This is a genomic window from Clostridium sp. MB05 (assembly GCF_046581255.1).
Lineage (GTDB): Bacteria > Bacillota > Clostridia > Clostridiales > Clostridiaceae > Clostridium.
In genome coordinates, this window is the sequence record NZ_CP174370.1 from 3,899,991 (window position 1) to 3,925,893 (window position 25,903).

Below are 25,903 nucleotides of genomic sequence, written 5' to 3' on the forward strand. Positions count from 1 at the left end.
ATATTAATAACCTTTAACTTCTTCGTTATTCATTATCTTTATTATAGAACTTGTTCCAAGCCTTGAAGCACCCTTGTCTATAAATTCTTCTGCTTTCTCAATACTCTTTACTCCACCAGCAGCTTTAATTTTTACATCTTTACCAACATTTTTTCTAAACAACTCAATATCTTCTATTGTTGCTCCACCTGTACTAAAACCAGTAGATGTTTTTATAAAATCTGCACCAGCCTTAGTTACACAATTACATAACTCAATTTTCTCATCTTCTGTTAAAAGGCAAGTTTCTATTATAACCTTTAATATCTTATCTCCACATGCTTCCTTTATCTTTTTTATCTCATCAGTTATAAAATCATAATTTTTATCTTTAACCATACCTAAATTTATTACCATATCAATTTCATCTGCACCTTTTTCTATTGCATCCTTAGTTTCAAAAACTTTCACTTCAGTTGTATTATAACCATTAGGGAATCCTATAACTGTGCATATTTTCAAATCATCATTTACATATTCTTTAGCTCTTTTTATAAATGATGGTGGAATACAAACTGATGCTACTCCATACTTAATTCCATCATCACATATATCTTTTATTTCACTCCATGTTGATGTTTGTAAAAGTAATGTATGATCAACTGTCTTTAAGATTTCTTTTATATCCATTATTTATCTCCTATCTATTTTATTTGTATTTATTAAACTACTCAATTATTTTATATATTATTTCATTTTTAGATGGTTTTTCATTTGAAATTGTATATGCTGATAATAACATTTCTTCAGATTTTTCGATTCTATTTTTATCACTAGTGTATATTGTAGCTAATAAATCTCCTTTATTAACATAACTACCCATCTTTTTAGCTAATATTATTCCAGCTCCATAATCTATTGAATCATCTTTAGTTTCTCTTCCAGCTCCAGCTAGTAATGATGCTATTCCTACTTTTTCTGCATTAAGCTCATATACATAGCCTTCTTCTTGAGCCTTAACTTCATGTACTACTTCTGAAATAGTAAATAAGTCTTTATTTTCAATTACTTTTACATCTCCACCTTGATTTATAACAAGTTCTTTTAATTTTTCAAGAGCCTGTCCATTTCTAAGTACTTCTTCTAATACTTCTCTACCCTTATTTACATCTTCTTCTACATTAGATAATTTAAGCATTTGAGCACCAAGTCTTAAGCATAATTCTCTTAAATCTTCTGGTCCTTTGTCACTTAATACTTCAATTACTTCTTGTATTTCTAATGCATTTCCTATTGCATGTCCTAAAGGTTCTCCATTTAAAGTTATAGCTGCTGAAGTATTACGATTTAAACCTTTACCTATAGATACCATTGCTTCAGCTAATTTTTCAGCATCTTCTTTAGTCTTCATAAATGCTCCATCACCATATTTAACATCTAGTAATATGGCATCTGAACCTGATGCAATCTTTTTACTCATTATACTTGCAGCTATTAATGAAATACTATCTATAGTTGCAGTAACATCTCTAAGTGCATATAATTTTTTATCTGCTGGAACTATATTTTGTGTTTGGCCTGCTATAACAAGTCCTGATTTATTAACAAAATTAATAAAATTCTCCTTGCTTACATTTATATCAAATCCTGGTACTGCTTCAAGCTTATCAAGTGTTCCACCAGTATGTCCTAAACCTCTCCCTGATAACTTAGCTACTTTTGCACCTGCTGCTGCTACCATTGGAACTAATATTAAAGAAGTTTTGTCTCCAACACCACCAGTACTATGTTTATCAACTTTAATACCATTTATTTCACTTAAATCAACTACATCTCCAGATTTTATCATAGCCATAGTAAGGTTAACTGTTTCTTCCTTGCTGAAGCCATTTATATATATAGCCATTAGTAATGCCGATGCTTGGTAATCTGTTACATCTCCTTTTGTATATCCCTCTATAAAGAATTCTATCTCTTCTTTACTTAATTCTTTATTATCTCTTTTTTTTGCTATAATATCAAATGCTCTCATGTTTACCCCTCCATTTAATCTTTATATTTATTTACTTTAACCCAGTCATCAAGTTCTTCCTTGCTTTTAGGTATAGTTAACTCATCATTTACTATTTTTGATTTTATTTTTTTAACTGTTTTCATTACATATGGATCTAATTCCACTTGCGACCCTTCTCTAGTAATATCTATAATTCCTTCTTTTAATCCCGATAAATGAACACCATCATTCCAACTGTTATCCTTTACATATTTAATTTCATTAAATATAATTTGATTCATATATCTTGTAGCTGTGGAAATTATAACATTAGGTTCAAAAAAATTCTGATTTTCATCTACTCCAAAGGCATATCCTCCAGATTCTTTTGCTGCTGAAAATACTCCTAGTCCAGAAGCTCCTGCTAAATGTTGAATATATTTAACACCTTTACTATACATTAAAAGTGCAGTTTCTCTAGCCTTTAACGGATTCTTAAAATCGTTTACTACTGCAGACATAACTTCCCCTTCAGGATTAACATATTTAAATCCTGCCTCAAATCCAATTGCTCCTTCTCTTAAATGAGGGACTTCCATTCCTAATATTATTCCAGCCTTTGGCATAAAACCACTAACTTCATACTCTTTTTTGCTTAATATACCTGAAATAACACCATTTAAAAATGCTTGTTCTTCCCATCTTGTATAAATAGAGCTTACATTATTTGCTTCAAGCTTAGAGTCTATTAAAGTAAATTTTTGATTTGGAAATCTTTCTGAAACCGCTTTCACATCATTTTCTTGTTCAGGACCAATAGCAATTATTAATTGATACTCTTCTGTTTCCGCAAATTCCATTAGACTCTTTTCATATTCCTCAGGATATATTGGTTCAACATAATCAAATTCTATACCTAACTCCTTTTGAGCTTTTAATAAACCATCATAGATCAAGTCATTAAATGATTTATCACCCAATCCACTACCTGTAAAAATTACTGCTATCTTTAAAGTTTCTAAATCTTTTCTTTCCTTTAGATTATTATTCATATTAACACCTAAGGATGTTGCAAAAAATATTATTAAAGCTAATATTAATGAAACTATTAATATTGTATCTATTTTTTTAATCATTTACGCTCCTTTGCATTGGATAATAACCTATAATATTTTTTTGTTAATATAATTATACATAAATAAACGATTACTTTATATAAATAATATTGATATTATTTATAATTATTTGGATATAATTTTACTGTTAAAGTATAATTTCTAATATACACTTGTAATATATTGATTTTTCAGAATTTATTTGACATTTCATTATAATGTAATCAATATCTATCTTCCTCTGGAGAAACTCCAGTGTACTTTTTATAGTTTTTCGAAAAATATCCTGCATTTGAATATCCTACCTCTAATGCAATTTGAGATATCTTCATATCTGTCTTTTTTATAAGCTCACTAGCTTTTTTTATTCTATAAATTGTTAGGTAAGTACTAAAATTTTCACCAACTTCTTCTTTGAAAAGTCTAGAGAAATACTCATGTGATAAATATACATGTTTAGCCACATCTATTAATGAAATATGATTCTTATAATTATCATCTATATACTTTAAGGCCTTTTCTATAGATTTGGAATATTTCTTAGACTTAATAATTTCTTGGGAGTCTAATACCTCTTCTTCTTTTTTATTAATTTTAACTTTTATTTTATTATTAATTTTGCTTAGTATCTCCTTCAATTCCTTTGGTCTAATATCCGATTTTATTAGATATTCGTAAACCCCACAACTTATTGCTTCCTTCGCATATGAAAATTCGGCAAAATTAGTTAAGATTATTATATATACTTCTGGCATTAATTCTTTTATTTTTCTAGATAACTCTATTCCATCCATTATTGGCATTTTTATATCTGTTATAATAACATCTGGCTTGGAACTTATAGCTAGATCATAAGCTTCTTTACCATTATTTACACTACCTATTACATTAAACTCATCTGAAATATTTTTTATAGTATATCCTATCCACTCTCTTATTGGAGCCTCATCTTCAACAACTAATATATTCAACATATAAATCCTCCTTATTTAGGTAATTTAAATATAACCTTTGTTCCATTTCCTTCTTTACTTATAACTTCTATTCCATATTCTTTTCCGTAATTTAGTTGTATTCTTTCATGTACGTTAATTAATCCAACTCTATTTATAGACTCTTTATTGTTAAATAAATTATTTATTTGACTACTGCTCATACCCTTGCCATTATCAATTATTTCTAATTTTATAAATTTATCTTCTATATATCCTTTTATTTTTATTATCCCTCTATTATTTTCACTTTCCATACTATAAAATATAGCATTTTCTACAACTGGTTGTAATATTAATGCTGGAACCATCACACTTTTTATTTTATTATCTATATCAATATCAACTGTAAATCCATTAGGATATCTTATTTTTTGGAGTTCTACATATGTCTTAATTATTTCTATTTCATCCTCTAAAGAAATTAACTCACTAGCCCTCGGCAGTATATTTCTTAGAAGCTTGGAAAATTTATATAGCATTTCCTCTGCCTCTTCATTTTTATTCATAGAAACTAAAAATCTAACACCACTTAATGTATTATATAAAAAATGAGGATTAATTTGAGCTTGTAAAAAGCTTAATTCTGCAATACGTTTTTGCTTCTCTTTTTCCTTTATTTCTTCTATTGAATCATCTAACCACTTAACCATATCGTTAAAAGATTCTTCTAATTTACCTATTTCATCATCTCTATCAACTTCAACCTTAGCTTTTAAATCTCCACTCATAACCTTTCCCATGGTATTTTTTATATTTATAACTGGCTTAGTAACCCACACAGAAATTTTATATATAACTATAAATGATATAATTATTACTAAAATTAGAGTTAATGAGAACTTTTGTGTTATTTGCTTTATAGGTTGCCTAACTATATGTAATGGAATTTCTTCTACTATCGACCATCCATACCTGTCTAGAGTTGACACCATTTTCATATACTTTATACCGTCTCTTTCAAATATAGAGTACCATTCCTCAGTTTTTAAATGCTGTCCATAATCTAATTCTCTATAATAATTATTACCTATTAATCTTTTGTCTCTACTTGATATTATATCGCCTTTTAAATCTATTATATATATATTTCTACCATCTTTTATTATTTTATTATATCTATCATATAACATTTTTTCACTTACATCCATTATTAAAACGCCTAATGTTTCATCTGTAATTAAGTCCTTTATTAATCTACCCATTCTAAATATACATTTGTATGGGCCTATACCCTCTTCATCTTCAAAAGTACTAATAAGTACAGTATTCCCATCAGCTTCTACTATTTCATTATACCAAATTTCATCTTTTATAGAGTTTATGTTATATTTATTTTTAGCATAGGTACTAAAATTCAAATCGTTTTCAGAAATTACATATAGTTCAGGCTTCATGTTATACTTACCATATTTCCATACCTGTTCATTAAGTAGTCCCTCTACATACTTATCAGCATTTATAAAATCCTCATCTCTCTTCATTACTTCTTCCTTAGGAATTGATAATACACTAATTAATTTATTATCTTCAACAATATTATTACCTATCTCTTCAATATTAGATAAGAGTATTGAGATATTATCTGATATTTCTTGTAGAATTTCATTATTCATTTTTCCAATTTCTATTTGAACTATTTTATTAGTATCCTTTATTGCCCAAACTCCTATTACTACTGAAATAGTTATTATGAATAGAATTAAAAGCAAACACAATTTTAAAGTTATACTCTTTATTTTCATAAATTCTTATTCCTCTTTACCATTCTTTTATACAAATCATTTTACTAAATTTATATTATATATGTCTATCTATTATTTAAATAAAAAATACTGAGAGTTCTATAATCTCTCAGTATTTTCAACATTTTTTAATTATATTTCATTAATGAAGCTTTTATTAATCCAATAAATAATGGATGTGGTCTATTAGGTCTTGACTTCAGCTCAGGGTGAAATTGAACAGATACATACCATGGATGATCTTTAATTTCAACAATTTCAACTAACCTTCCATCTGGGCTAGTTCCTGTAATATCCATACCAGCTTCTTTTATTACTTTTCTATATTCATTATTAAATTCATATCTATGTCTATGTCTTTCATAAATTAATTTATCATTATAAACATTATAAGCTGTACTATTCTCATCTAATTTACATGGATATAATCCCAATCTCATTGTTCCACCTAAATCTTCTACATCTTTTTGATCAGGCAGTATATCTATTACTGGATATTTAGTTTCACAATCAATTTCTGCACTATTTGCCCCTTCATATCCTAATACATTTCTAGCAAATTCAATTACTGAACATTGCATTCCTAAGCATATTCCAAGGAAAGGCTTTTTATTTTCTCTTGCAAATCTTATGGCCTCTATTTTACCTTCAATTCCTCTATCTCCAAAGCCTCCAGGAACTAAAATTCCATCACAATCTCCTAAGGCTTCATTACTATTATTTCTATTAACATCCTCTGCATTAATCCACTTAATTTCTACATTACAATTGTTAGCTAAACCACCATGATTTAAAGCTTCAACAATTGATATATATGCATCATGTAACTCTACGTATTTACCAACTAAAGCTATCTTAACATGTTCTTTTAAGTTCTTTACTTTTTGAACCATATCAATCCATTCAGAATTATCTATATCTCTACATCCTAGTTCAAGTTTTTCGCAAACTAACCTATCTAATCCTTCTTTATGTAACATAAGTGGAACTTCATATAAATGTTCTGCATCTAAATTTTGTATAACACATCTAGCTTCTAGGTTACAGAATAATCCTATCTTGGATTTTATATCTTCAGATAACTCCTTTTGTGATCTACAAACAATTATGTCTGGTTGTATTCCTATACTCCTTAATTCTTTAACTGAATGTTGAGTTGGCTTAGTTTTTAACTCTCCCGCTTTCCCTAAGTATGGAACTAAAGTAACATGTATAAAGCATACATTTTCTCTTCCAACTTCATATTTAATTTGTCTTATAGCTTCAAGAAATGGCTGGGACTCAATATCTCCAACTGTTCCCCCTATTTCTGTAATTACTACATCTACATCTTTTTCTTTAGATACCCTATAAACCCTTTCTTTTATAGCATTTGTAATATGCGGTATAACTTGAACAGTTCCACCAAGATATTCTCCTCTTCTTTCCTTAGATATTACAGACCAATATATTCTACCAGTTGTAACATTATTACTTTGGCTTAAATTTTCATCTATGAATCTTTCATAATGTCCTAAGTCTAAATCTGTTTCAGCACCATCGTCTGTTACAAATACTTCACCGTGTTGATATGGACTCATTGTACCTGGATCAACATTTAAATACGGATCAAATTTTTGTATAGAAACCTTTAGTCCTCTATTCTTTAATAGTCTACCTAATGATGCTGCAGTTATGCCCTTTCCTAAAGAAGATACTACTCCTCCTGTTACAAATACATATTTAGTTTTCATACTATTCCTCCAAAAAAATAAAATTTTTAATTTATTTTCTTGACACTAAATCCCCCGTTTGATATAATCATAATTACCTCACTATTTATGATGGGTTTATAATGCCTAAATTCAATAAGTAGTATAATATCACAAATAAACAATAAAATCTAGTGTTTTTTTGTTATTTATTTTATATTATTTTATTTAAACCCTCTTCTATTTTAAAATACATTTCTCTAAACTCCTTATTAATCAATAACTTTTCTTGAGCTTTATTAATATTATAATTAATGCTCTTATCACTAATTATTTCTAACATTTGCTTTACTTTCTCTTTATCAAGGCATTTATAATTCTTTAATAACAAAAGAAATAAATATTTATTTTCTTTCTTTTTTAATATTTTACTCATTTCTGTTGCGTCAATTCCTAAGTGTGCACATAAAACATTTATAACTATACTCGCTTTGTCTAAATTATTTGCACAATTCACAATATCACCTCTTATTTTTTATATTATTACCATATTTCATAGCATTTATTCAATAAGAACACTTTATTATAAAATAAAAACCTTAGTGATAAAGCAAATAAAGATAAAGCTTTATTACTAAGGTTTTTAATTATTAATTAGCTTTTATATTTACAGCTAATTTAGTCGTTATAGGAGGTTGACCTGCAAGTTCAAGAGAATATTTAGCTACTATATTTCCACCATTCTTGTCAATAGCAATATCTAAATCCTCAGTATGTATCTGTAAATCTAAAACTCCATAAGGGGTATTATATAGGGATATTGATGTTTCACCCTTTTTAAAGTCCATTTTTGCACTAGTACTTCCTTCTCTCTCAAGAATTAATACATCATCTAACATTGTTAAAATAGTTGTCGTCCCCTCCATACCTGATATCTCTGTTTCCTCATATACTGCTTTAAATCCATCTTCAGTAACAAAGAACTCTCCAGGTGTTACAACTTCTATTACGTCTTCTGTATCTAATTCATTAAAACTCTTTAATGATATAACCGCATTCTTATTCATTTACTACCTCCGTTTATTTTACAGAAATTAAATATTTTAAAAGTTCTTTTTCCTCTATAGAATTTACTATTCTGGATTTAGTAAATCTACTTCCAAAGCTTCCATGTTTAACTTCCATTTCTTTTTCATCTTTTCCCTTACTATATCTAGCTGCTATTCTAGCACCCAATTCTATATTTTCTTCTGTTTCATCCCCAATAAGTACAACTAAAGATCCTGAGAAATTTGAAACTAAGAACCTCGTATAATTTTTATCTAAATATTTCTTTATTTCTTTTGCTTCCTCAGCTGTTCTTGCTGATATTATCTTTGTATTTTCATCAATTCTAAAATGTCTACCATATCTTAATAATGATATTTCATTCTCAGTAATATTTTCATTTCTAAACAGTAGATCTTTAAGTCTTACAGCATAATTAGGTTCTGTTAGCTTACATCCACCTGCTGGAGATGGGTACTCCTTTATTCCCCATTTATCTGCTAGTTCAATTTGAATTTTCCTGGATCTTCCTGATATATCTAAAAGTTTCTCTCTATCTACAAGTCCATTTAACTCCATTTCAGTAGGTTCTAAGTTTTTAGCACATAATGGTCTTAATATTTTATCACTAAAGCCTGATTCTTTTTTAACTATATTTAATGCTTGTCTATTTTGAGACATAGGTCTCTGATTTAACACTTCTCCAGTAATTATAAAATCAGCATTAAACTTTTTTAACATATATCCTGAATAATTCATCATCATCGCATGGCAATCTATACAAGGATTCATATTCTTACCAAAGCCATGTTTTGGTTTTTTAACCATACTCATATGTTCATTAGAAAAATCAATTACTTCTAGTGGTATATTTATTTGTTTAGTCATTTTCTTTGCACTTTCTTCACTAAAGAAATAAGATTTAAAGCAAATACCTATAACATCTATCCCCTGATCCTTTATTAATTTTGCCGCTAAAATACTATCTAGTCCACCAGATATCATAGCTAATGCTCTCGTCATTTAATTTCCCCCTAAACTTGACATTTATATCTATCATATAGTTTAAATTTATTAATAAAATTTATCAACATTTATATTTTAACTTTTAAAGTTTATTTATCCTCTGCTTCATTATTTTTAGATAAAAACTCAAAAATTTTAGATTTAAATTTTATATTATTATCTTTATTTTTACTTTTTTTATTGTCGTATTTTTTTTCATTAATTAACATTTCCTCAATATTTTTAGAGTCAACAGCATCCTTAGTTCCATCAACAAAACATAGAGGAGGAAACATTACACACCACCAATTTTGTCCTTTAGATTCACCAATAAGAATTCTATAAGCTTCATATTCACCTTGTGGAAAAATTAAATCTCCGTAAGCTTTATCTGGAAAACTTTCTCTTGAAAGCATACTCGTTACCTCATAAGAATATCCATTCTCGCTCACTACACTTCTAGCTATATATTCTATATTATCTTTATTATCTATAATAAACTTTCTTGCCTCACTTAAATCTTGACAATTTTTTAAATTTCCTGAAACATATTCTATAACCTTATCTCTAACTTTTAACTTTAAATTTTGATCTTCTTCACTATCACTATTAGCTATTACATGAAATCTTATTATTTCATTAACTATATCCTCATAAACTAATTCCCTATCTTCTTCTAAGCCTTGTCCAATAACAGAACTTGAACAACCTGAGATACCAAACATAAAAAACATTAAACTAATCACCACTATAATCTTCTTCATATTACAAAACCTCCTCATAGCTAAATTATTACCATATTTTAGGAGGTTTATACTTATAAATTAAATTGTTCTTGTAATAAATACATCATTATATTTTTCTTTCATCTTCTCAAAGCATTTTTGAGCCTTAAGCATATCATCAAAAAAGGCAAAAACTGTAGGCCCACTACCACTCATCATAGTTCCTACTGCTCCAAAATATCTCATTTCCTCTTTTATATTTATTAAAACTTTATGTTTTCTTAAAGTTACGTTTTCTAATAAGTTTCTCATATTATTGCATACTGTTTTTAAATCATCATTTTTTATAGCTTTAATTAAAACTTGTGTATTAGGATGATTTTTGGCTCTATCTAAATTAAATTCTTGATATACACTCTTAGTTGAAACTCCAAATGGTGGTTTTACTAATACTACAATCTTATCTTTAAATCTTGTAAGTTCAGTTACCTTTTCTCCTATCCCCTCACATAAAGCAGTCCCACCTTTTATACAATAAGGAACATCTGCCCCAAGTTTTAACCCTAATTCCATTAGTTCTTCATCGGATGCATTAATATTAAATAAATTGTTCATTATTTTCAAAACTGCTGCACCATCCGTACTTCCTCCTGCTAATCCAGCACAAACAGGTATATTTTTCTTTATGTATATATTTACTCCACTATCTATATTATATGTTTCTTTAAATAACTTAGCCGCTTTATAAGCTAAATTCCTTTCATCTGTTGGTACATAAGGCCTATTACATTTTATATTGATTCCCTCTTTTTGTTCTTCTATGCTAATTTCATCATATAAGTCTATAGATTGCATAATCATCTCTAATAAATGATATCCATCTTCTCTTTTCCCTATTATATCTAAAGATATATTCACCTTAGCATAAGCTTTAATTCTCATACTTTCGTTTCCTTTCAACTATAATATAAATATTTTAAAATAAACTTCAGAGTTTAACTCTGAAGTTTATTTTAATTATATATTTTTTTAATAATATAGTAAACTAGGAATAATTAATCAACTAATTGGTGTAACCAAAACTTAGATTACTTTTTTCATCTTTATAATCAGAAAATTCTTTTATAATACTAACAAGAGGTTCAATATCCTCAAAGAACACTACAACAGTATCTCCTTTTTGAGCTATATTAAGAGCTTTAACTAAGGCCTCTTCTTCTTTTAATACAACTTCGTATTTCTTTTTGCTATTTTTACTTAATATTCCATTAACTATTATTTCCGCTATTTCTCCCTTTTTTCTACCTCTTAAATCTTTATCTTCTTTAACAATTATATAATCTAAATATTCACATGATATCTTACCTATATCTAAAGCCATATCGTTACTTCTATCACCAGGTATTCCAACAACTCCATATATAGCCCCTCTATTCATATCTCTTACAGCTGAAAGAACTGCATTATATCCATCTAAATTATGTCCATAATCTAAAATTACGTTAATTCCATTTACATCATAACAATTAAATCTCCCTAAGTTTTTATCAGAGTTTAGTAAGTAGCTTGTAATACCATTCTTTATCATACAATAGTCTACTTTCATACCAACCAAAGCTCCACAAACAGCTAATATATTTTCAATATTGAACTCTAATTTTCCATCTAAGGTTATTGGAACCTCATCCACTTTACATATTATATGCTTTTTACCTTCATTAACAACAACTATATCTTTATTTTCTAAATATACAGATATACTACTTATCTTATTTTGTTTTAATAAAGGATTATTACAGTTCTTACTAAAAAATATTATATTAGCTTTTATTCTATTTAAAATAGATTTACTCCAATAATCATCTGCATTCAATACAACATAGCCACATTCTTTAACTGCTTCTCCAACTAAAGATTTTACATAGCAGAGTTTCTCCATGCTATCTACTCCATCAATTCCCAAATGGTCATCTCTTATATTTGTAATTACTGCTACATCAGCTAAATCATAAGCTAGCCCTTTTCTTATCATTCCACCTCTTGCTGTCTCTAAAACAGCAATATCTACATCAGGATTTAATAGTACTGATTTTGCACTTTCAAACCCAGTATCATCTCCGCAATCAATGCATTCATTATTTATATAAATACCATCAGTACTTGTCATTCCTATACTGTATCCCATCTTAGATAAGGTATGACTTATAACTCTTGTAGTTGTTGTTTTCCCATTTGTACCTGTTACAGATATAACTGGGATATTGAAAGGCTTACCGTCATATAGCATATTTACTATTTCTTTTCCCACATTCCTTGCCTTACCTTTACTTGGATTAAGATGCATTCTTAAACCAGGAGCTGCATTAACTTCCATTATTATACCATTATTAAAAATAGGTTTAGATATGTCCTCAGCACATATATCTATACCACAAATATCAAGATTTAATGCCTTAGCTGCTCTTATACACAAATTAATATTTTCATCGCATATTACATCGGTACAATCTATAGCTTCTCCACCTGTAGATAGGTTAGCATTTTTTCTTAAATATATTTTCTCTTTAACCCTTAATATATGATTCAATTCTTTTCCTTGCTCATTTATACATTTAATAACCTCATCATCAATTTTAACCTTAGTTAAGGGCTTTTCATGATCTTCTCCTCTATCAGGATTATCATTTAATTTATTTATTAAATCTAATATTGTATCTTTTCCATCACCTTCTACACAAGGTGGAACTCTTAATGATACTGCTACAACTTTATAGTTTATTACACAAACTCTAAAATCATTCCCCTTATGATGTTTTTCTATAATTAGATCTTTAAACTTTTCTTGCAATGATTTATAAGCTACTAATAGTTCCTTTTCATTCTTAATATTTAATATTACTCCATTTCCCTTATTTCCATATTGAGGTTTTAAAACAACTGGATATCCCATATTCTCTGCTTCTTTTAATAAGCTTATTATATTATTAACTTTTGCACCTCTTGCAACAGGAATATTTTGTGTTCTTAATAATTCCTTAGTTAGCATCTTATCACAAGATATATCTACTGATACACACCTTGTATTTGACCCAATTGATGCTTCAATTATTCTACCTTGCTTACCATATCCTATTTGATAAAAATCTCCAGTTCCAAGTTTAGTAATTGGTAATCCAACTTTACAAGCATAGTCACATATAGACCTTGTACTAGGTCCCATAATCTCATCTTTTAAAATACTTTTTAAAAGCTCTATTCTTTCATCATAATTTATTGGTATTTTTTTTATTAAAGCATTTATTATATCTATTGAAAGCTTAGCTGTTTCTAAAGCAACATTTTCATATATATATTGATAGACTAAATAATAATGATCATTTTTTATTTCTCTAGATTTCCCATAGTGTATATCTATTCCTAATTTATTTTGTATAGCTATTATTATATGCTCGCATATATGAGCTAAATACGTTCCCTCTCTTAGTCTTTTTACAAAACCTCTTTCTTCATCAATACCACATCTATGAGTATTTAATTCAGGAATCATATTAATTAAATTTTCATTAAAGTCTTCTATATCCTTACTTGGAGTTTCGCTATATCCCTCTAAATCAACATCTATCCTTATACATTTTTTATGAGAATAAATATTTTTTCCTTTAAAGACTTTAGTCTCTATTATTTTCATCTTTACAATTTTCCTCCTCAAAAGGTAACTTAGTTAGGAGATTAAATTTGTCTCCTTCCTTTAATACATGTAAACTAACGTTAAACATACTTAATACTTCATCTGAATATTGCTCTGATACATTGCTACGAGTTATATTTCTAGCATCTAAAAAATATACAGCTCCAGTTCCAATAACTTGAGTTTCTCCAGTATCTTTCACAACTATTGCCGTGTCTTCGTCTATACCAATTCCTAAAACCTCAGGATTTTGAGCTATTCCTGTTAATAACCTACCAATTCTTCCTCTTTGAGCAAAATGTTGGTCTATCATTATACCTTTAACAAAACCTAATCCCGGTGCCATTTTTAAAGTGCATTTTCTAGGAGACTCTTCATCATCTCCTTTAACAATCATAGTATCACTCATAACAGATGCACCTGCAGATGTACCAACTATTATACAACCTCTTTCACTTGCTTCTTTTAAAGCATCATAAATAGGAGTTCCTCCTACTAAGCTTGTTATCCTTAATTGATCTCCTCCTGTAAAAAATATAAGTGACGCTTGCTCTATGATCTTAATGTTTTCTTTATTTAAGGAATCTGACCTTTCTTTTATATTTAATCCTTTTATATTTATAACTCCTAACCCATTAAAAACCTTAGTGTATTTATCTAAAGCTTCATTAGGGTATTCTGTTGCTATTGTGGCTATTAAAATAACATCTTTTTCTTTATTTATTGAGCTGCAAACCTTTTTTAATATTTCTTTATCTCCCTCTTTGTCTTCCGCCCCTCCAATTATTATTAAATCTCCCTTAATTTTTTCTGACATAAACTCACCTCTTATCATGCATCTTTATTTTATCCACACTCACATAATCTTATTCATTAAAAGTAATTAAGAGGCCATTTTTAGATATAACTAAAAATGAGGATGAAAATCCAAAAGATTTCCATCCTCATCTAGGTTTAAATATTAAAATATAGCTCTTCCTGGTATTATTAACTTATCTCCTTGTTTTATGTTTTGATTTATATCTAACTCATTTAATTTACTTAATTCATCCATAGTGGTGTTATATTTTTTTGCTAAACTCCATAAAGTATCTCCTTCACCAACAACATATATGGTTACTGAAGCCTTTTTATCTTTTGCTTCTGCAGGGCCTTCAACTACACCCACAACACACTCTTTATTCATTTTATAACAAAGCTTAATAGTTAATCCAACATTAGCTTTTACAGCTATTGAATTACCTTCTATACTAGCATCTATATTTTCTAAAGTTACCTTAATTAAAGCGTTCATTCCCTTTTTAGCATCTTTTATATCAGCTGCTGTAATGAAGGAGATTTCTCCATTTGCTATTCCGTAATTTAATTCATCTCCTGCAAGCTTATAAATAGCTAATATCTTAACTACGCCTTCAACTTTAACCTTATTATCTTCAACCATTTTATCTGTTATAAAAGGAGTTCCTGTTACACTTATAATTTGTTCTAATCTATCATCTTTACCGCTTAATTCAACGTTATCTTTAACCATGGATTCCATATTTGTTATCGAATGTATTGCTCCAAACTCTTTTGCATCCTTTTCCAAGTCAATATTCATAGTTGGACAATATGCATCCTTCAGCATTTCTATTTTATCCTTTGAATAAACCTTCACATTTCCCTTAATCAAGAACTCTATATCAACTACTCTATTTTCCCCTAAGTCATCTAAATTAACAGCATATTGATGATCTTTGATATTCATATTTAATGAACTAAGCATATCACCTGATATTCCTGGCATTTCTTCTTCTTTTGATAAATAAACATCATCTTGTAAAGTTACAAGTTCTTTATTCTCTTTCCCCTTATATAGAAGCTCAATTCTACAATAGCATCCAACATATACTTTATCTTCTACAACCTTTATTTCTTTTTTATGAAGATTCATAGAACATTTTAATACTTCTTCTATTTCAGGCTTATCCATTGTTACTTTTAACATAGATTTACCCATTAGATCTACTTCTTTTTCTCCCTTTACTCCGTTAAGCATTTCTTCTTTTTTCTGAGTTTGTATATCTCCTTTGCCTTCTATATCTTTTACATATTCAAATTCTCCATCCTTGTATACTTCCCACCTCAAGGTCATTATACCGTCAAGTCCCACTTTTCTCTCATTCATCCAATTAGCTTCAATATGTTCTATCTCACACTCAACATCGCATAATATATTATGTTCATCATTATTAAGATCAAGATAGTTGGCAAATTTATCAGTAAAAATAACTGAGTGTATTTTATTTGATGGAGATTCTGATATAGCTTCATCCTTTGGTAAATAAAATACTAAAAAATTTAACTGACCTTCTACCATAACCTTGTCTCCAAGAGTCTCTTTATTTGTTATAGTAGCTTTTGCATCTACCCCCAATACTTGTTTCATATCAGGGTATTGTGAATCTCTTATTAAATATTCTCCTTTTAGTACATGATTTGTTAAGTTTTCCCTAAGTAATTGTTCATAATGAACGACTTCTTTTATTACATCTATTTGTGACATATAATCCCTCCCATACAATACCTATTATCAAATATATTTCTAACGCTATATATTTATTCAAACTTTTATATAATGTTTCTAAAATAAAAAACTCAAAATTCAACAATTTTACTACTCTTATTTACATTATGGGATTGATTATATTGATAAATGTCGAATTATAATTATAATTTAAGTTTTTTTTACTTTTTTTTAAATAAAATGTTGACATATATTAAAATATGTCGTATTATAAATATGGTTATTGACCATATAACCTCTCATAAATTCTCAATACCCTTTTATACCATAGTTGAAAGATGGAAACCCACCATCTTTCTTTTTTTATATTTTTACAAAAAAATATAGAGCCTCGTTTTTTCGAAGCTCTATTCTCTATAAAGCAAAATATAATTGTACTGTCTTTGTTAATACATCTGAATAGCTGTATGTTACTGTCCTTTGAATATCATTTTCTAGCCTTACTACAAAAATGCTTGGATGAGCACTTTCTATTACTCCGTTGTTTATTAGGATCTTTTTCCTTCCACCGTTTGCTTTTAGAGTAACCTTATCCCCTATATGATCTTCTATATCCCTCTTTATAGCGGCGATAGTCTTTACTTTTTCCATCATAAACACCTTCTTTCTTAATTATATTATACACCCAAACCCTATTTTTGTCAAATAAAATTTATATTTTATCACCTTTAATATAAGTTGTCAATGTAAACTTTTACCTTTTTTAACCCTCTAATATACATTTACTATTATACCTATCTTTAATTTTTTTATACATTTTATATATATTTCTAAGAAATTAGTCACATTTTAGTGCAGAAATTAAAAATCTACTGAGATTTCAGTAGATTTTTAATTAGTTAAAATATTTTTAAATATATGGAGATCTTGGGTATCCCTCTCTATACTTCCCCCTGGTTTGCAATCCTCCAACTCCTTTTATTCCTGTAATTGTATTATCTATAACCTCTATTATAGATACAACTTTATCAATTCTTGTGTATGCTATTTTTTCACATACAAATACCGGATCCAAGCAATGAATTAATACTCTATTAGGAGAACTTGCAAAATTAGCGCCTGCATCTAACATACATTCATAACAGCTTTGACAAGCTCCTGCAAAGATGACTAGCTCATCATAACTTGAATTATAATTTCTTAAAGCTTTAACTGAATCTATATAGTATCTTGAATTTCTATAATTATCTAAATTTAAATAGTCATCTGTGCTTCTCAAAACACTATCATGTCCTGTTAAAACAACTATATCAGGCTTTATTTCTTTAACTAAATCTACTATTATTTCAGGCTGTTTTCTTTCAGGAATAGATCTACCTACTGCCTCTAAAGACAACTGTTTATAAACTTTAAGGCACATTTCTAGATACTCACTATCACCATCTATATGCAATATCTTCCCTGGCCTTCCAAATATCAATTCTTTATTTTGTTGCACTTTAGAGGATTTACTCCCCCTTGTTAGGCTATTCATTTTACTTATAGCTTCTGTATCCCCTCTCATTGATACCGCTTTTTTTATGGCTTCATCAACTCTTGTATTTAATATTTTTTCTTTACTTCCAATATATTGCCCATCAACCTTTTCTAAATCTTCTTTTTTTGAATCTGCTATAATTCTAATACTAATTCCCTTTAATACATAAACTGGTCTCCCATTTTCATCTTCTTTGATGTCTATTATTTTAAAGGTGATATCTTTATCATATGACTTTCTAACTACTAAATCTCCTATCTGCATTTTTTACCTCTTAGTATATTGCTTTATATTATCCTATGTCGAATTTTAATTATTTGTACATAAAAAAAGTGCTCACGGCACTTTTTCTAATCTAACTTATATTCTTTTTTGAACTCTTCTAAAAATCTAAGCATAAGTTCCTGTTCACTTATTATAGATTCTATTTTATTTCCAAAGGTATTTTGGCCCCAATTTACTTCATTATAATAATACCTATTTGCAAGTCTCCAATATCTTTGTGGGAACTGTAAATATGCATATAGTACTTTATACTCACAGTCTAAAAGCGGTGAAACTTCATTATAGGACTCTATTATTGCTTTAGCAAAATTAATATCCCAATCAACCCTTTTAAGAACTTTTATCATAAAATTAGATATATCAAAGGTTCTTACTTCTCTTTTACAGTAATCAAAATCAATAACATTACAGTTATCATTTTTATCTATAATTATATTGTGATATGTGAAATCATGGTGACAAAAACTTTTTTCACTTTCTGCTATTTCACATAACTTAATATAATCTGATTCTTCTAATGTTTTTAGAGCCTTTTTACCTATATCTTTATAGAATTCCATTGATTTTAAATATAGCAAGTCAAAATTATTTTTATTATTCTTCTTTCTTACCATATCTCTCATTTTATCAAAGGATTTTATTCTTTTATTCATAAGGTGAGTCCACCTACCCAAATCACTCTTTAACTTAGAATTTTCCGGAGGATCATATCCCTTTGATGCCTCATGTAAGCTAGCAAGAGTCTTTGATGCTAATTTCACCTCGTCTATGTTATGAAAATCACACTCTTTACCATCTATCCATTCTGATAATGTATAAAGATCTTCATTAACTAGGGCGTATGGATCCCCGTCTATGTTTAAAAAATACTTATCCACTCCTTTAAAACCATTATTTATTAAATGTTCTTTAGCACCATAAACAAATAATAGCTTTTGAGGCCCATAATTTATCTTTTTTAAGCATCTCTCTCCCTTATTAGTTTTTAAATAATAAACTCCTTTATTCGCTTTTATAACTTCAATTTTAATGTCAAACTGCCTTTCGATTTCAAATTCTCTCATCATAACGCTCACCCCCTTTATATTTATATGACTATATGTATTCTTTTATTAACATTTTATTCCTATCTTTAATATAATAAATTAAAAACAATGTGAAAGGATTAAATCATGAAGATAGGCATAGATGGCAGGGCTGCAAAATGGTATAGAGGGACTGGAATTGGCACATATACTTATCAACTTATAAACAGTATAAATAAGGTTGATAAAATTAATGACTACTTAGTTTTTCTACCTGAACATTCAGCTCTAGATTTAAGTGACAATTTTAAAGTTGAACCAGTAAAGGCCACTTCGAATTCTAACTTTTGGGATGAAGTTAGAATTCCTAATATTTTAAATGATACGAATATAGATATTTATCATGTCCCTCAAAATGGTGTTGGTCTCTCTCCCCACATAAATTGTCACAAAATTATTACATTGCATGATATAATCCCATTGAGAATGCCAGAAACCGTTAGTGATAGATATCTGTATATATTTAATAACGAACTACCTAAAATAATAAATGATTGTGATGGTATTTTAACAGTTTCTGAATTTTCAAAGCAAGATATATCAAAAGAGTTTAATTTTCCACAAGATAAAATTTTTGTTACACATCTTGCTGCTGAGGATATATATAGACCATTAGATAAGTATGAATGCAAGAAAATAATCGAAAAGGAATATGGCATAAAGGATGATTTTGTTCTTTATGTAGGTGGATTCAGCCCTAGAAAAAATATATTAGGACTTATAGAAGCTTTTTCTCTTATTTCTAAAAGCATAAAAAGAAACTTAAAATTAGTTATAACAGGGAAAAAGGGAATTTCATATGAAATATACAAAAAAAGAACTATAGACCTTGATATAGAAAATGAAGTTATTTTTACTGATTTCATTCCCCTTGAAAGTTTGCCTATTTTTTATAATGCATCTGAATTATTGGCATATCCATCCTTTTATGAGGGTTTTGGATTGCCTCCACTAGAAGCCATGGCTTGTGGCACACCTGTGATAGCTTCTAATGTAACTTCTCTCCCAGAAGTTTGTAATGATTCAGCTCTACTTATCAATCCCTATAATATAGATGAGTTGATTTGTGCAATAGAAAAAGTTTTGACAGATGATTCACTTAGGTTAGAAATGATTAAGCAAGGACTTGTTAAGAGTTCTAACTACTCTTGGAATATAACTGCTGAAACTACCTTAAAAGCTTATGAAAAAGTTATTAAATCTTAAAATAATAAAGCAAAACTAAAAGGACATCTTCTTAAGATAATAAGTGATGTCCTTTTAGTTTATTAATAAAAATATTCATTCATCTCTAATATAAAACTATTTATGAAATCTAACCTATAATTTTCATTGCTAATCTTATCCTTTAGCCTATTTATAAATACTTCATATTCCCATTTCTTTTGTTTATAGTAATAATCTCTTGATATTGTAACAAAGTCTTTTGGAAAACATAAAATTGCATATATTAATTTTATCTCTTGTTTATCTAATTTTTCTATAGAATTATATGAATCTATTATGGATTTAAACTTATTAATTTCGTAGCAACTATTTTTTATTACCTTAATAGAATAGTTAGCTATATCCATTGATCTAGTATCTATTTTACAATAATCGAAATCTATTATTTTAATCTTATCTCCATCAACGATAAAGTTATGATGCGCTAAGTCATTATGGCATAGAACTCTTTTATTATAATCTTCTAAAATGAAATTATATTCACACATAGCTAAAAGCTCCATAGATTTCTGTATTTGATTAATATTGCTATCTACATTCTCTAAAAATATTTTATCAAATTCACTTTTATGCCTAAATCTTTCAACATATCCTTTAATACTCACCAAATCTTCCTTAGCTTTACTAAATTGATATGGTAAATATTCTCCTAAGTTTCCCTTAATAACTTCTCCACTTAATTTATTAAATATTCCCTTTGAAGCTTTATGCATACTTGCTATACTTTTTGAGCACATTTCAATTTCTACTGGATTAGTAAATGTAGCCTCTCTTCCTTCTATCATATCTAATAATACATAAGTTTTATCACCAAATTTATAAGTTATATCTCCTTTGTCACTTATATAATAACTAAGTACATCACTATATTCTTCAGATATATATTTTAGGGCTTCATTTATAAATTTTATTCTGTCTTCACTTGAATCTGTAATCTTTAATATCTTCTTCCCTTTATTAGTTAGTAAAACAAATACCTTTCTTAGTGGTATTATATCTTCTATCTCTAAGGATAGTTTTCCTAAAAATTCTTCATTTAAGTCATATTGACACAATATATCCTTATCTACATATCTAAATTTATTCATTTCTTAGATCCCCCATTAAATTATTAAACACCTAAAATCCATACTCTTTGCTTTACTTAAGCTCTCTAAAACTTCATTTTCACTCAACTTTGTTTTTCCAATTATATATTTTTCTAAAACCCTTAGTTCCTCATTTGGATAAGAACTTAGTGCCCTTAAATATTCTCTGCTATCAACTCCTAAATTTTCCTCATTAACATAAAAATCTATTATTTTTTCTATACTTATATCTATATCTTTTCTCTTCATTTTCTTTATATATGAATATATATCATGTTCTTTAATGTTGTATGTTAAATATTTTATAGTTCCTATAAATATTTTATTATCATCTGATACAGTTAAATTACTTTCATCTACTCTACTTAAGCAAATTTCATAGTTTTTCATACTTCGTTCAATTAATTTTCTATAGTTATTAGAGTATAAATGATTTAATGCTTTCTTACCTTTATTTAGCAAGAGTTCTCCATTTTTTATTAAATAAAAATCTATTGAATTTAAACTATCTTTATTTTCTATTTCTTTAAGATACTTACTAATTAAAAATATCTGTGCCGTATAATTATCAATCTCTCTTCCAATAGAAGCTCCTATTCTAGGTAATAAATTTTCCTTATATTCCCCTATTTTATTATGAAAACAAATTATATTTTCAACTTGTTTCAATATATCCTCAGAACTTTTATACTTAGATTGATTTACTTTGTCATTTACTATATAAATATTTTTTTCTTCTAGATATGACTTTAGTTCTAAACTTTGCATTTCATCACCTCAACTAAAGAAATTATCAACAAATTTTTCTCTTTCATTTCTATCTTTTAAATATTTGTTTATCTTATTAACTAAAAATTCCTCTCCCCAGGGTTGCTGTTCCCAATAATATTGAAGACCAATTTGCCAAAAACCTTGAGGGAATCTAATAAAGCCTTTCATAAGTCTTATTTCTTCATCGTATAAAGGGTGCGTTTTAGAGTAATTTTCTAATATTAATTGAGCTTTATCGTTATTCCAATTTCCATCTTTCATACTTCTAATTAATAGCGATGCTAAATCGTGTATATGTGAATCTAGCATACAATAATCAAAATCTATTATATTTAACTCTCCATTAGTATCTATCAATATATTATGATTAGCATAATCATGATGACAAAAGCCTCTTTTTAGCACCTCTTTATCCATTATCTCTATATATCTATTTGATTTTATCTCATCTATTGCTTTCTTTCCTCTATCCAGTTCTTCATTTATAGTATTTAAATATATATTATCGAATTCAGATTTATAAGCTTTTTGATAAATTCTATTTTTGAAATCTAGTATTTCATTGCATCTTGTTTCAAACACAGTAATCCAAGAATACCATCCTATTCTAGGCATCATATTTTCGCTTAAAGTAAAGCATTCACTACACTTATGCAATTCCCCAAGTTTTTTTGCTGCTAATGTTAAATCATCTAAATTTTTATAGCTACAATTTCTAGAGTTAATCCATTCTGTTAAATATGCATAACAATTTCCAAGTTTTATATAACCAAAGTCATCTTTTGTACTAATAATTTTAGGTATTTTATTAAAACCTCTCTTTTCCAAATGCTTTATAGCTGAAAATATAAAATAAAAATGAGGAAATTGGTACTTAACTACTTTAATACCGTACTCTCCCTCATTTGTTTTAAGTCTATAACTATTTTTAACTTTTTCTATACTATCTATATTTAAGGAATACTCAGATTGAATCTTATTTTTTATATATGAAATCTCCATGTAATTCTCCTTAAGACTTATTCTATGCCATTATATGAAAATACATATTTTATTGTGTTTACTATCACATAATTAAATTATTAATAATATCCTGTTATATATAACGAAAATCATAATATCTATAATATATAGGATAATTTTAGGAGGATTACTATGAAAATATCTATAGATGCTAGAGGTATCAATTTATATAACGGAACTGGTATTGGAACTTATACAGAAAATCTAGTTACCGAATTGCTTAATATAGATAAGAAAAATAATTATTCATTATTTTGGACAGGGAAAAACTATGAAAGATTTAAAAAAGAAAATAGTAAAATAATATTTACCTCTAAAAAACATGGTGGATTTTATGAGAACTACTATTTTCCCAATTTCATAAAAAATAATGATATCCAAATTCATCATATTCCTCAAAATGGAATTGGATATTGTGAAAATTATGAGAATAATTGTATAGTTACTATTCATGACTTAATTCCATATACTTTACCAGAAACTACTGGTAGAGGATACTTAGAGAGATTTTTAAGAAATATGCCTTCTATAATAGATAACTCTAAAGGAATACTTACAGTTTCTGAGTATTCTAAAAGGGATATTTTAAAGTTTTTTAATCATATTCCTGAAGAAAAAATAATTGTTACTCCTTTAGCCGCTAACTCAAATTTTAAACCATTAGATAGAGCCCAATGTAGAAACTATATTAAAGAAAAATTTAATTTTGATAAACCATATATACTATACATAGGTGGATTTAGTGCACGTAAAAATGCTAGAGAACTTATTTTAGCTTTTGATAAAATAAATAAAGATTTAAAAGAGCCTCATATATTGCTTTTAGCTGGCTCTATTAAAGATGAAGGAAAAAAACTTGTTAATATGGTAGAAAAGTTATCATCCAAGGAAAATATACTCTTTACAGGATTTATAGAAGATTCCCTTTTACCTACACTATATAATGGAGCTGAAGCTTTTGTTTATCCTTCACTTTATGAAGGATTTGGCCTCCCCCCATTAGAAGCAATGAGTTGTATGACTCCTGTTATAACCTCTAATATAACTTCTATCCCTGAGGTTACTGGAGATGCTTGTATATTAATAAATCCTTTTAATATGTCTGATCTTGAAAGTGCCTTGTTAAATCTACTAAATAATAATGATCTAAAATTAGATTTATCTAAAAAAGGATATGAAAGAAGTCTCCAATTTTCTTGGAGACAAACTGCCATGAAAACATTAGAGGCCTATGAAAAAATACTTAGGCTCTAATGGTATATATCATAAACTATATCTTTAAAAAGCTCATAGTTCGTTATTTCAGGTGCCCTTTCTACTATATTACTTAATACTAAGAAAGGGTTATTTCCTGAATTATCCATATTTTTATTTAACTGTTTTATCTTTAATGAATATAAGGAACTTGGAACAAAATTAGAATTTAATAATTCCTTGGAAAGTAGCTCTTTATTAGTAGCAGCATATGAAATAAAACTTTTTATAGCTTCTTCATTGTCAATTTTTAATGCTACTAAGTTTTCACCACCTATATCATAAAATCTATTTTCACCTATATTAAATGTTGGAGGGTTCCTACATTCCCATACCCCATCTATATTTGAATCATTTAACTCCTTATAAAAATTTAAAGAATCTAATCTACATATATAATTATTATCATTCGTAAAATTACTATTATATATTGAATTTATATTATCTATAATTTCCCTATTTGAATAATTTTTATTTTGTAAATCTACTAATTGAGCCGCTAATAAAAGATTTATATTGTCTCTATCCTTGCTTGAGAATATACTTATTTCACCATTACTCTTATTATATATATCGCCTCCTATTTTTAATAATTGCTCCCAAGTACTAACATCCTCTATACTATATCCAAATTTGCTTAATATATCACTTCTTAAAAACAACCCTATTGGATTAGATGTAAAAGGAACTGCGTAGTAATTGTCATCTATTTTCACTTCTTGCAGCCTACTTTTATTAAAGTTTTTACTATATGTTTCTATTATTTCTTTATTCTCAGCTGTAAAATTAATTTTATCCTTTATATTCTCTATCTCCATAAAGTTTAAATGAACTATATTAGGTAACAATTTTTTTTCTGTATTTAAAATTTTATCTAGATAATCCTCTTCTTTTATACTAACTACTTCTATATTAACTCTTTTATTATTCTTTTTGAATTCCCTTGAAATGGAATTAAAATAGGAAAAATACTTATCGTTTGTCCATATAACTATATCTCCTTTTATTAAACTAGTATTAGATTTACTTATAAATACACTTATTCCTCCCATAATAAATACTATTATTAATAAATAAACTATTATTTTCTTTCTAATCTTCATTTTTAACACATCCTAAAATTATATCTAATAAAATTATACTCTAT

The 25,903-nt window shown here is 27.7% G+C and carries 23 protein-coding genes; 2 read left to right on the forward strand and 21 right to left on the reverse strand.

Annotated features, from left to right (window positions below):
* Positions 1-3: 3 nt before the first annotated feature.
* From deoC to ACH36K_RS18415, 17 genes are all read right to left on the reverse strand, one after another.
* Entirely contained in the window at positions 4-669 is a 666-nt protein-coding gene (gene deoC, locus ACH36K_RS18335; RefSeq protein ID WP_411169010.1) for a deoxyribose-phosphate aldolase, read from the reverse strand.
* A gap of 37 nt (positions 670-706) precedes the next feature.
* Entirely contained in the window at positions 707-2,011 is a 1,305-nt protein-coding gene (locus ACH36K_RS18340; protein WP_411169011.1) for a pyrimidine-nucleoside phosphorylase, read from the reverse strand.
* A 14-nt stretch (positions 2,012-2,025) separates the two neighbouring features.
* Positions 2,026-3,108: a BMP family lipoprotein gene (locus ACH36K_RS18345; protein ID WP_411169012.1), complete on the reverse strand. Its 1,083-nt coding sequence runs from the start codon at positions 3,106-3,108 to the stop codon at positions 2,026-2,028.
* Positions 3,109-3,311: 203 nt separating this feature from the next.
* Positions 3,312-4,061 (reverse strand): response regulator, encoded by a 750-nt coding sequence (locus ACH36K_RS18350; RefSeq protein WP_411169013.1) that lies wholly within the window; start codon positions 4,059-4,061, stop codon positions 3,312-3,314.
* Positions 4,062-4,072: 11 nt separating this feature from the next.
* The gene (locus tag ACH36K_RS18355) at positions 4,073-5,824 is read right to left on the reverse strand and encodes a sensor histidine kinase (RefSeq protein WP_411169014.1); all 1,752 of its coding nucleotides are present in this window, start codon (positions 5,822-5,824) and stop codon (positions 4,073-4,075) included.
* A gap of 128 nt (positions 5,825-5,952) precedes the next feature.
* Positions 5,953-7,557 carry a CTP synthase gene (locus tag ACH36K_RS18360; RefSeq protein WP_411169015.1) on the reverse strand — a complete coding sequence of 535 codons (1,605 nt, stop codon included), beginning with the start codon at positions 7,555-7,557 and terminating at the stop codon, positions 5,953-5,955.
* A gap of 172 nt (positions 7,558-7,729) precedes the next feature.
* The gene (locus ACH36K_RS18365; RefSeq protein ID WP_411169016.1) at positions 7,730-8,032 is read right to left on the reverse strand and encodes a hypothetical protein; all 303 of its coding nucleotides are present in this window, start codon (positions 8,030-8,032) and stop codon (positions 7,730-7,732) included.
* Positions 8,033-8,165: 133 nt separating this feature from the next.
* Complete coding sequence (locus ACH36K_RS18370; RefSeq protein ID WP_411169017.1) at positions 8,166-8,582, reverse strand: DUF1934 domain-containing protein; 417 nt, start codon at positions 8,580-8,582, stop codon at positions 8,166-8,168.
* Between the two features lie 13 nt (positions 8,583-8,595).
* The gene (locus tag ACH36K_RS18375) at positions 8,596-9,585 is read right to left on the reverse strand and encodes a tRNA 4-thiouridine(8) synthase ThiI (protein WP_411169018.1); all 990 of its coding nucleotides are present in this window, start codon (positions 9,583-9,585) and stop codon (positions 8,596-8,598) included.
* Positions 9,586-9,677: 92 nt separating this feature from the next.
* The gene (gene spoIIR / locus ACH36K_RS18380; protein WP_411169019.1) at positions 9,678-10,331 is read right to left on the reverse strand and encodes a stage II sporulation protein R; all 654 of its coding nucleotides are present in this window, start codon (positions 10,329-10,331) and stop codon (positions 9,678-9,680) included.
* Positions 10,332-10,391: 60 nt separating this feature from the next.
* Complete coding sequence (gene ispE / locus ACH36K_RS18385; RefSeq protein WP_411169020.1) at positions 10,392-11,234, reverse strand: 4-(cytidine 5'-diphospho)-2-C-methyl-D-erythritol kinase; 843 nt, start codon at positions 11,232-11,234, stop codon at positions 10,392-10,394.
* Positions 11,235-11,355: 121 nt separating this feature from the next.
* Positions 11,356-13,980 carry a cyanophycin synthetase gene (gene cphA / locus ACH36K_RS18390; protein WP_411169021.1) on the reverse strand — a complete coding sequence of 875 codons (2,625 nt, stop codon included), beginning with the start codon at positions 13,978-13,980 and terminating at the stop codon, positions 11,356-11,358.
* Positions 13,961-14,797 (reverse strand): cyanophycinase, encoded by an 837-nt coding sequence (locus ACH36K_RS18395; protein ID WP_411169022.1) that lies wholly within the window; start codon positions 14,795-14,797, stop codon positions 13,961-13,963. The genes cphA and ACH36K_RS18395 overlap by 20 nt, the downstream gene beginning before the upstream one ends.
* A gap of 144 nt (positions 14,798-14,941) precedes the next feature.
* Entirely contained in the window at positions 14,942-16,525 is a 1,584-nt protein-coding gene (locus ACH36K_RS18400) for a DUF3794 and LysM peptidoglycan-binding domain-containing protein (RefSeq protein ID WP_411169023.1), read from the reverse strand.
* Positions 16,526-16,900: 375 nt separating this feature from the next.
* The gene (locus ACH36K_RS18405) at positions 16,901-17,137 is read right to left on the reverse strand and encodes a Veg family protein (RefSeq protein ID WP_322413704.1); all 237 of its coding nucleotides are present in this window, start codon (positions 17,135-17,137) and stop codon (positions 16,901-16,903) included.
* A gap of 259 nt (positions 17,138-17,396) precedes the next feature.
* A complete protein-coding gene (yabG, locus tag ACH36K_RS18410) occupies positions 17,397-18,287 on the reverse strand; it encodes a sporulation peptidase YabG (protein ID WP_411169024.1) in 891 nt (296 codons plus the stop codon).
* Positions 18,288-18,373: 86 nt separating this feature from the next.
* Entirely contained in the window at positions 18,374-19,375 is a 1,002-nt protein-coding gene (locus ACH36K_RS18415; protein WP_411169025.1) for a CotS family spore coat protein, read from the reverse strand.
* A 105-nt stretch (positions 19,376-19,480) separates the two neighbouring features.
* Between ACH36K_RS18415 and ACH36K_RS18420 the strand changes: the two genes are divergently transcribed.
* Positions 19,481-20,599: a glycosyltransferase family 4 protein gene (locus ACH36K_RS18420; protein WP_411169026.1), complete on the forward strand. Its 1,119-nt coding sequence runs from the start codon at positions 19,481-19,483 to the stop codon at positions 20,597-20,599.
* A 62-nt stretch (positions 20,600-20,661) separates the two neighbouring features.
* Here ACH36K_RS18420 and ACH36K_RS18425 read toward each other — a convergent pair whose 3' ends face one another.
* From ACH36K_RS18425 to ACH36K_RS18435, 3 genes are read right to left on the reverse strand one after another with little or no spacing between them, the layout of a single operon-like run.
* On the reverse strand, positions 20,662-21,708 hold the full coding sequence (locus ACH36K_RS18425) for a CotS family spore coat protein (RefSeq protein WP_411169027.1): 1,047 nt from the start codon (positions 21,706-21,708) through the stop codon (positions 20,662-20,664).
* Positions 21,709-21,723: 15 nt separating this feature from the next.
* Positions 21,724-22,476 (reverse strand): hypothetical protein, encoded by a 753-nt coding sequence (locus tag ACH36K_RS18430; protein WP_411169028.1) that lies wholly within the window; start codon positions 22,474-22,476, stop codon positions 21,724-21,726.
* A gap of 9 nt (positions 22,477-22,485) precedes the next feature.
* A complete protein-coding gene (locus ACH36K_RS18435; protein ID WP_411169029.1) occupies positions 22,486-23,481 on the reverse strand; it encodes a CotS family spore coat protein in 996 nt (331 codons plus the stop codon).
* Positions 23,482-23,634: 153 nt separating this feature from the next.
* Here ACH36K_RS18435 and ACH36K_RS18440 point away from each other — a divergent pair, with 153 nt between their 5' ends.
* Positions 23,635-24,756: a glycosyltransferase family 4 protein gene (locus ACH36K_RS18440; protein WP_411169030.1), complete on the forward strand. Its 1,122-nt coding sequence runs from the start codon at positions 23,635-23,637 to the stop codon at positions 24,754-24,756.
* Here the strand turns inward: ACH36K_RS18440 and ACH36K_RS18445 are convergent.
* Entirely contained in the window at positions 24,753-25,859 is a 1,107-nt protein-coding gene (locus ACH36K_RS18445; protein WP_411169031.1) for an ABC transporter substrate-binding protein, read from the reverse strand. The genes ACH36K_RS18440 and ACH36K_RS18445 overlap by 4 nt on opposite strands.
* Positions 25,860-25,903 lie beyond the last annotated feature (44 nt).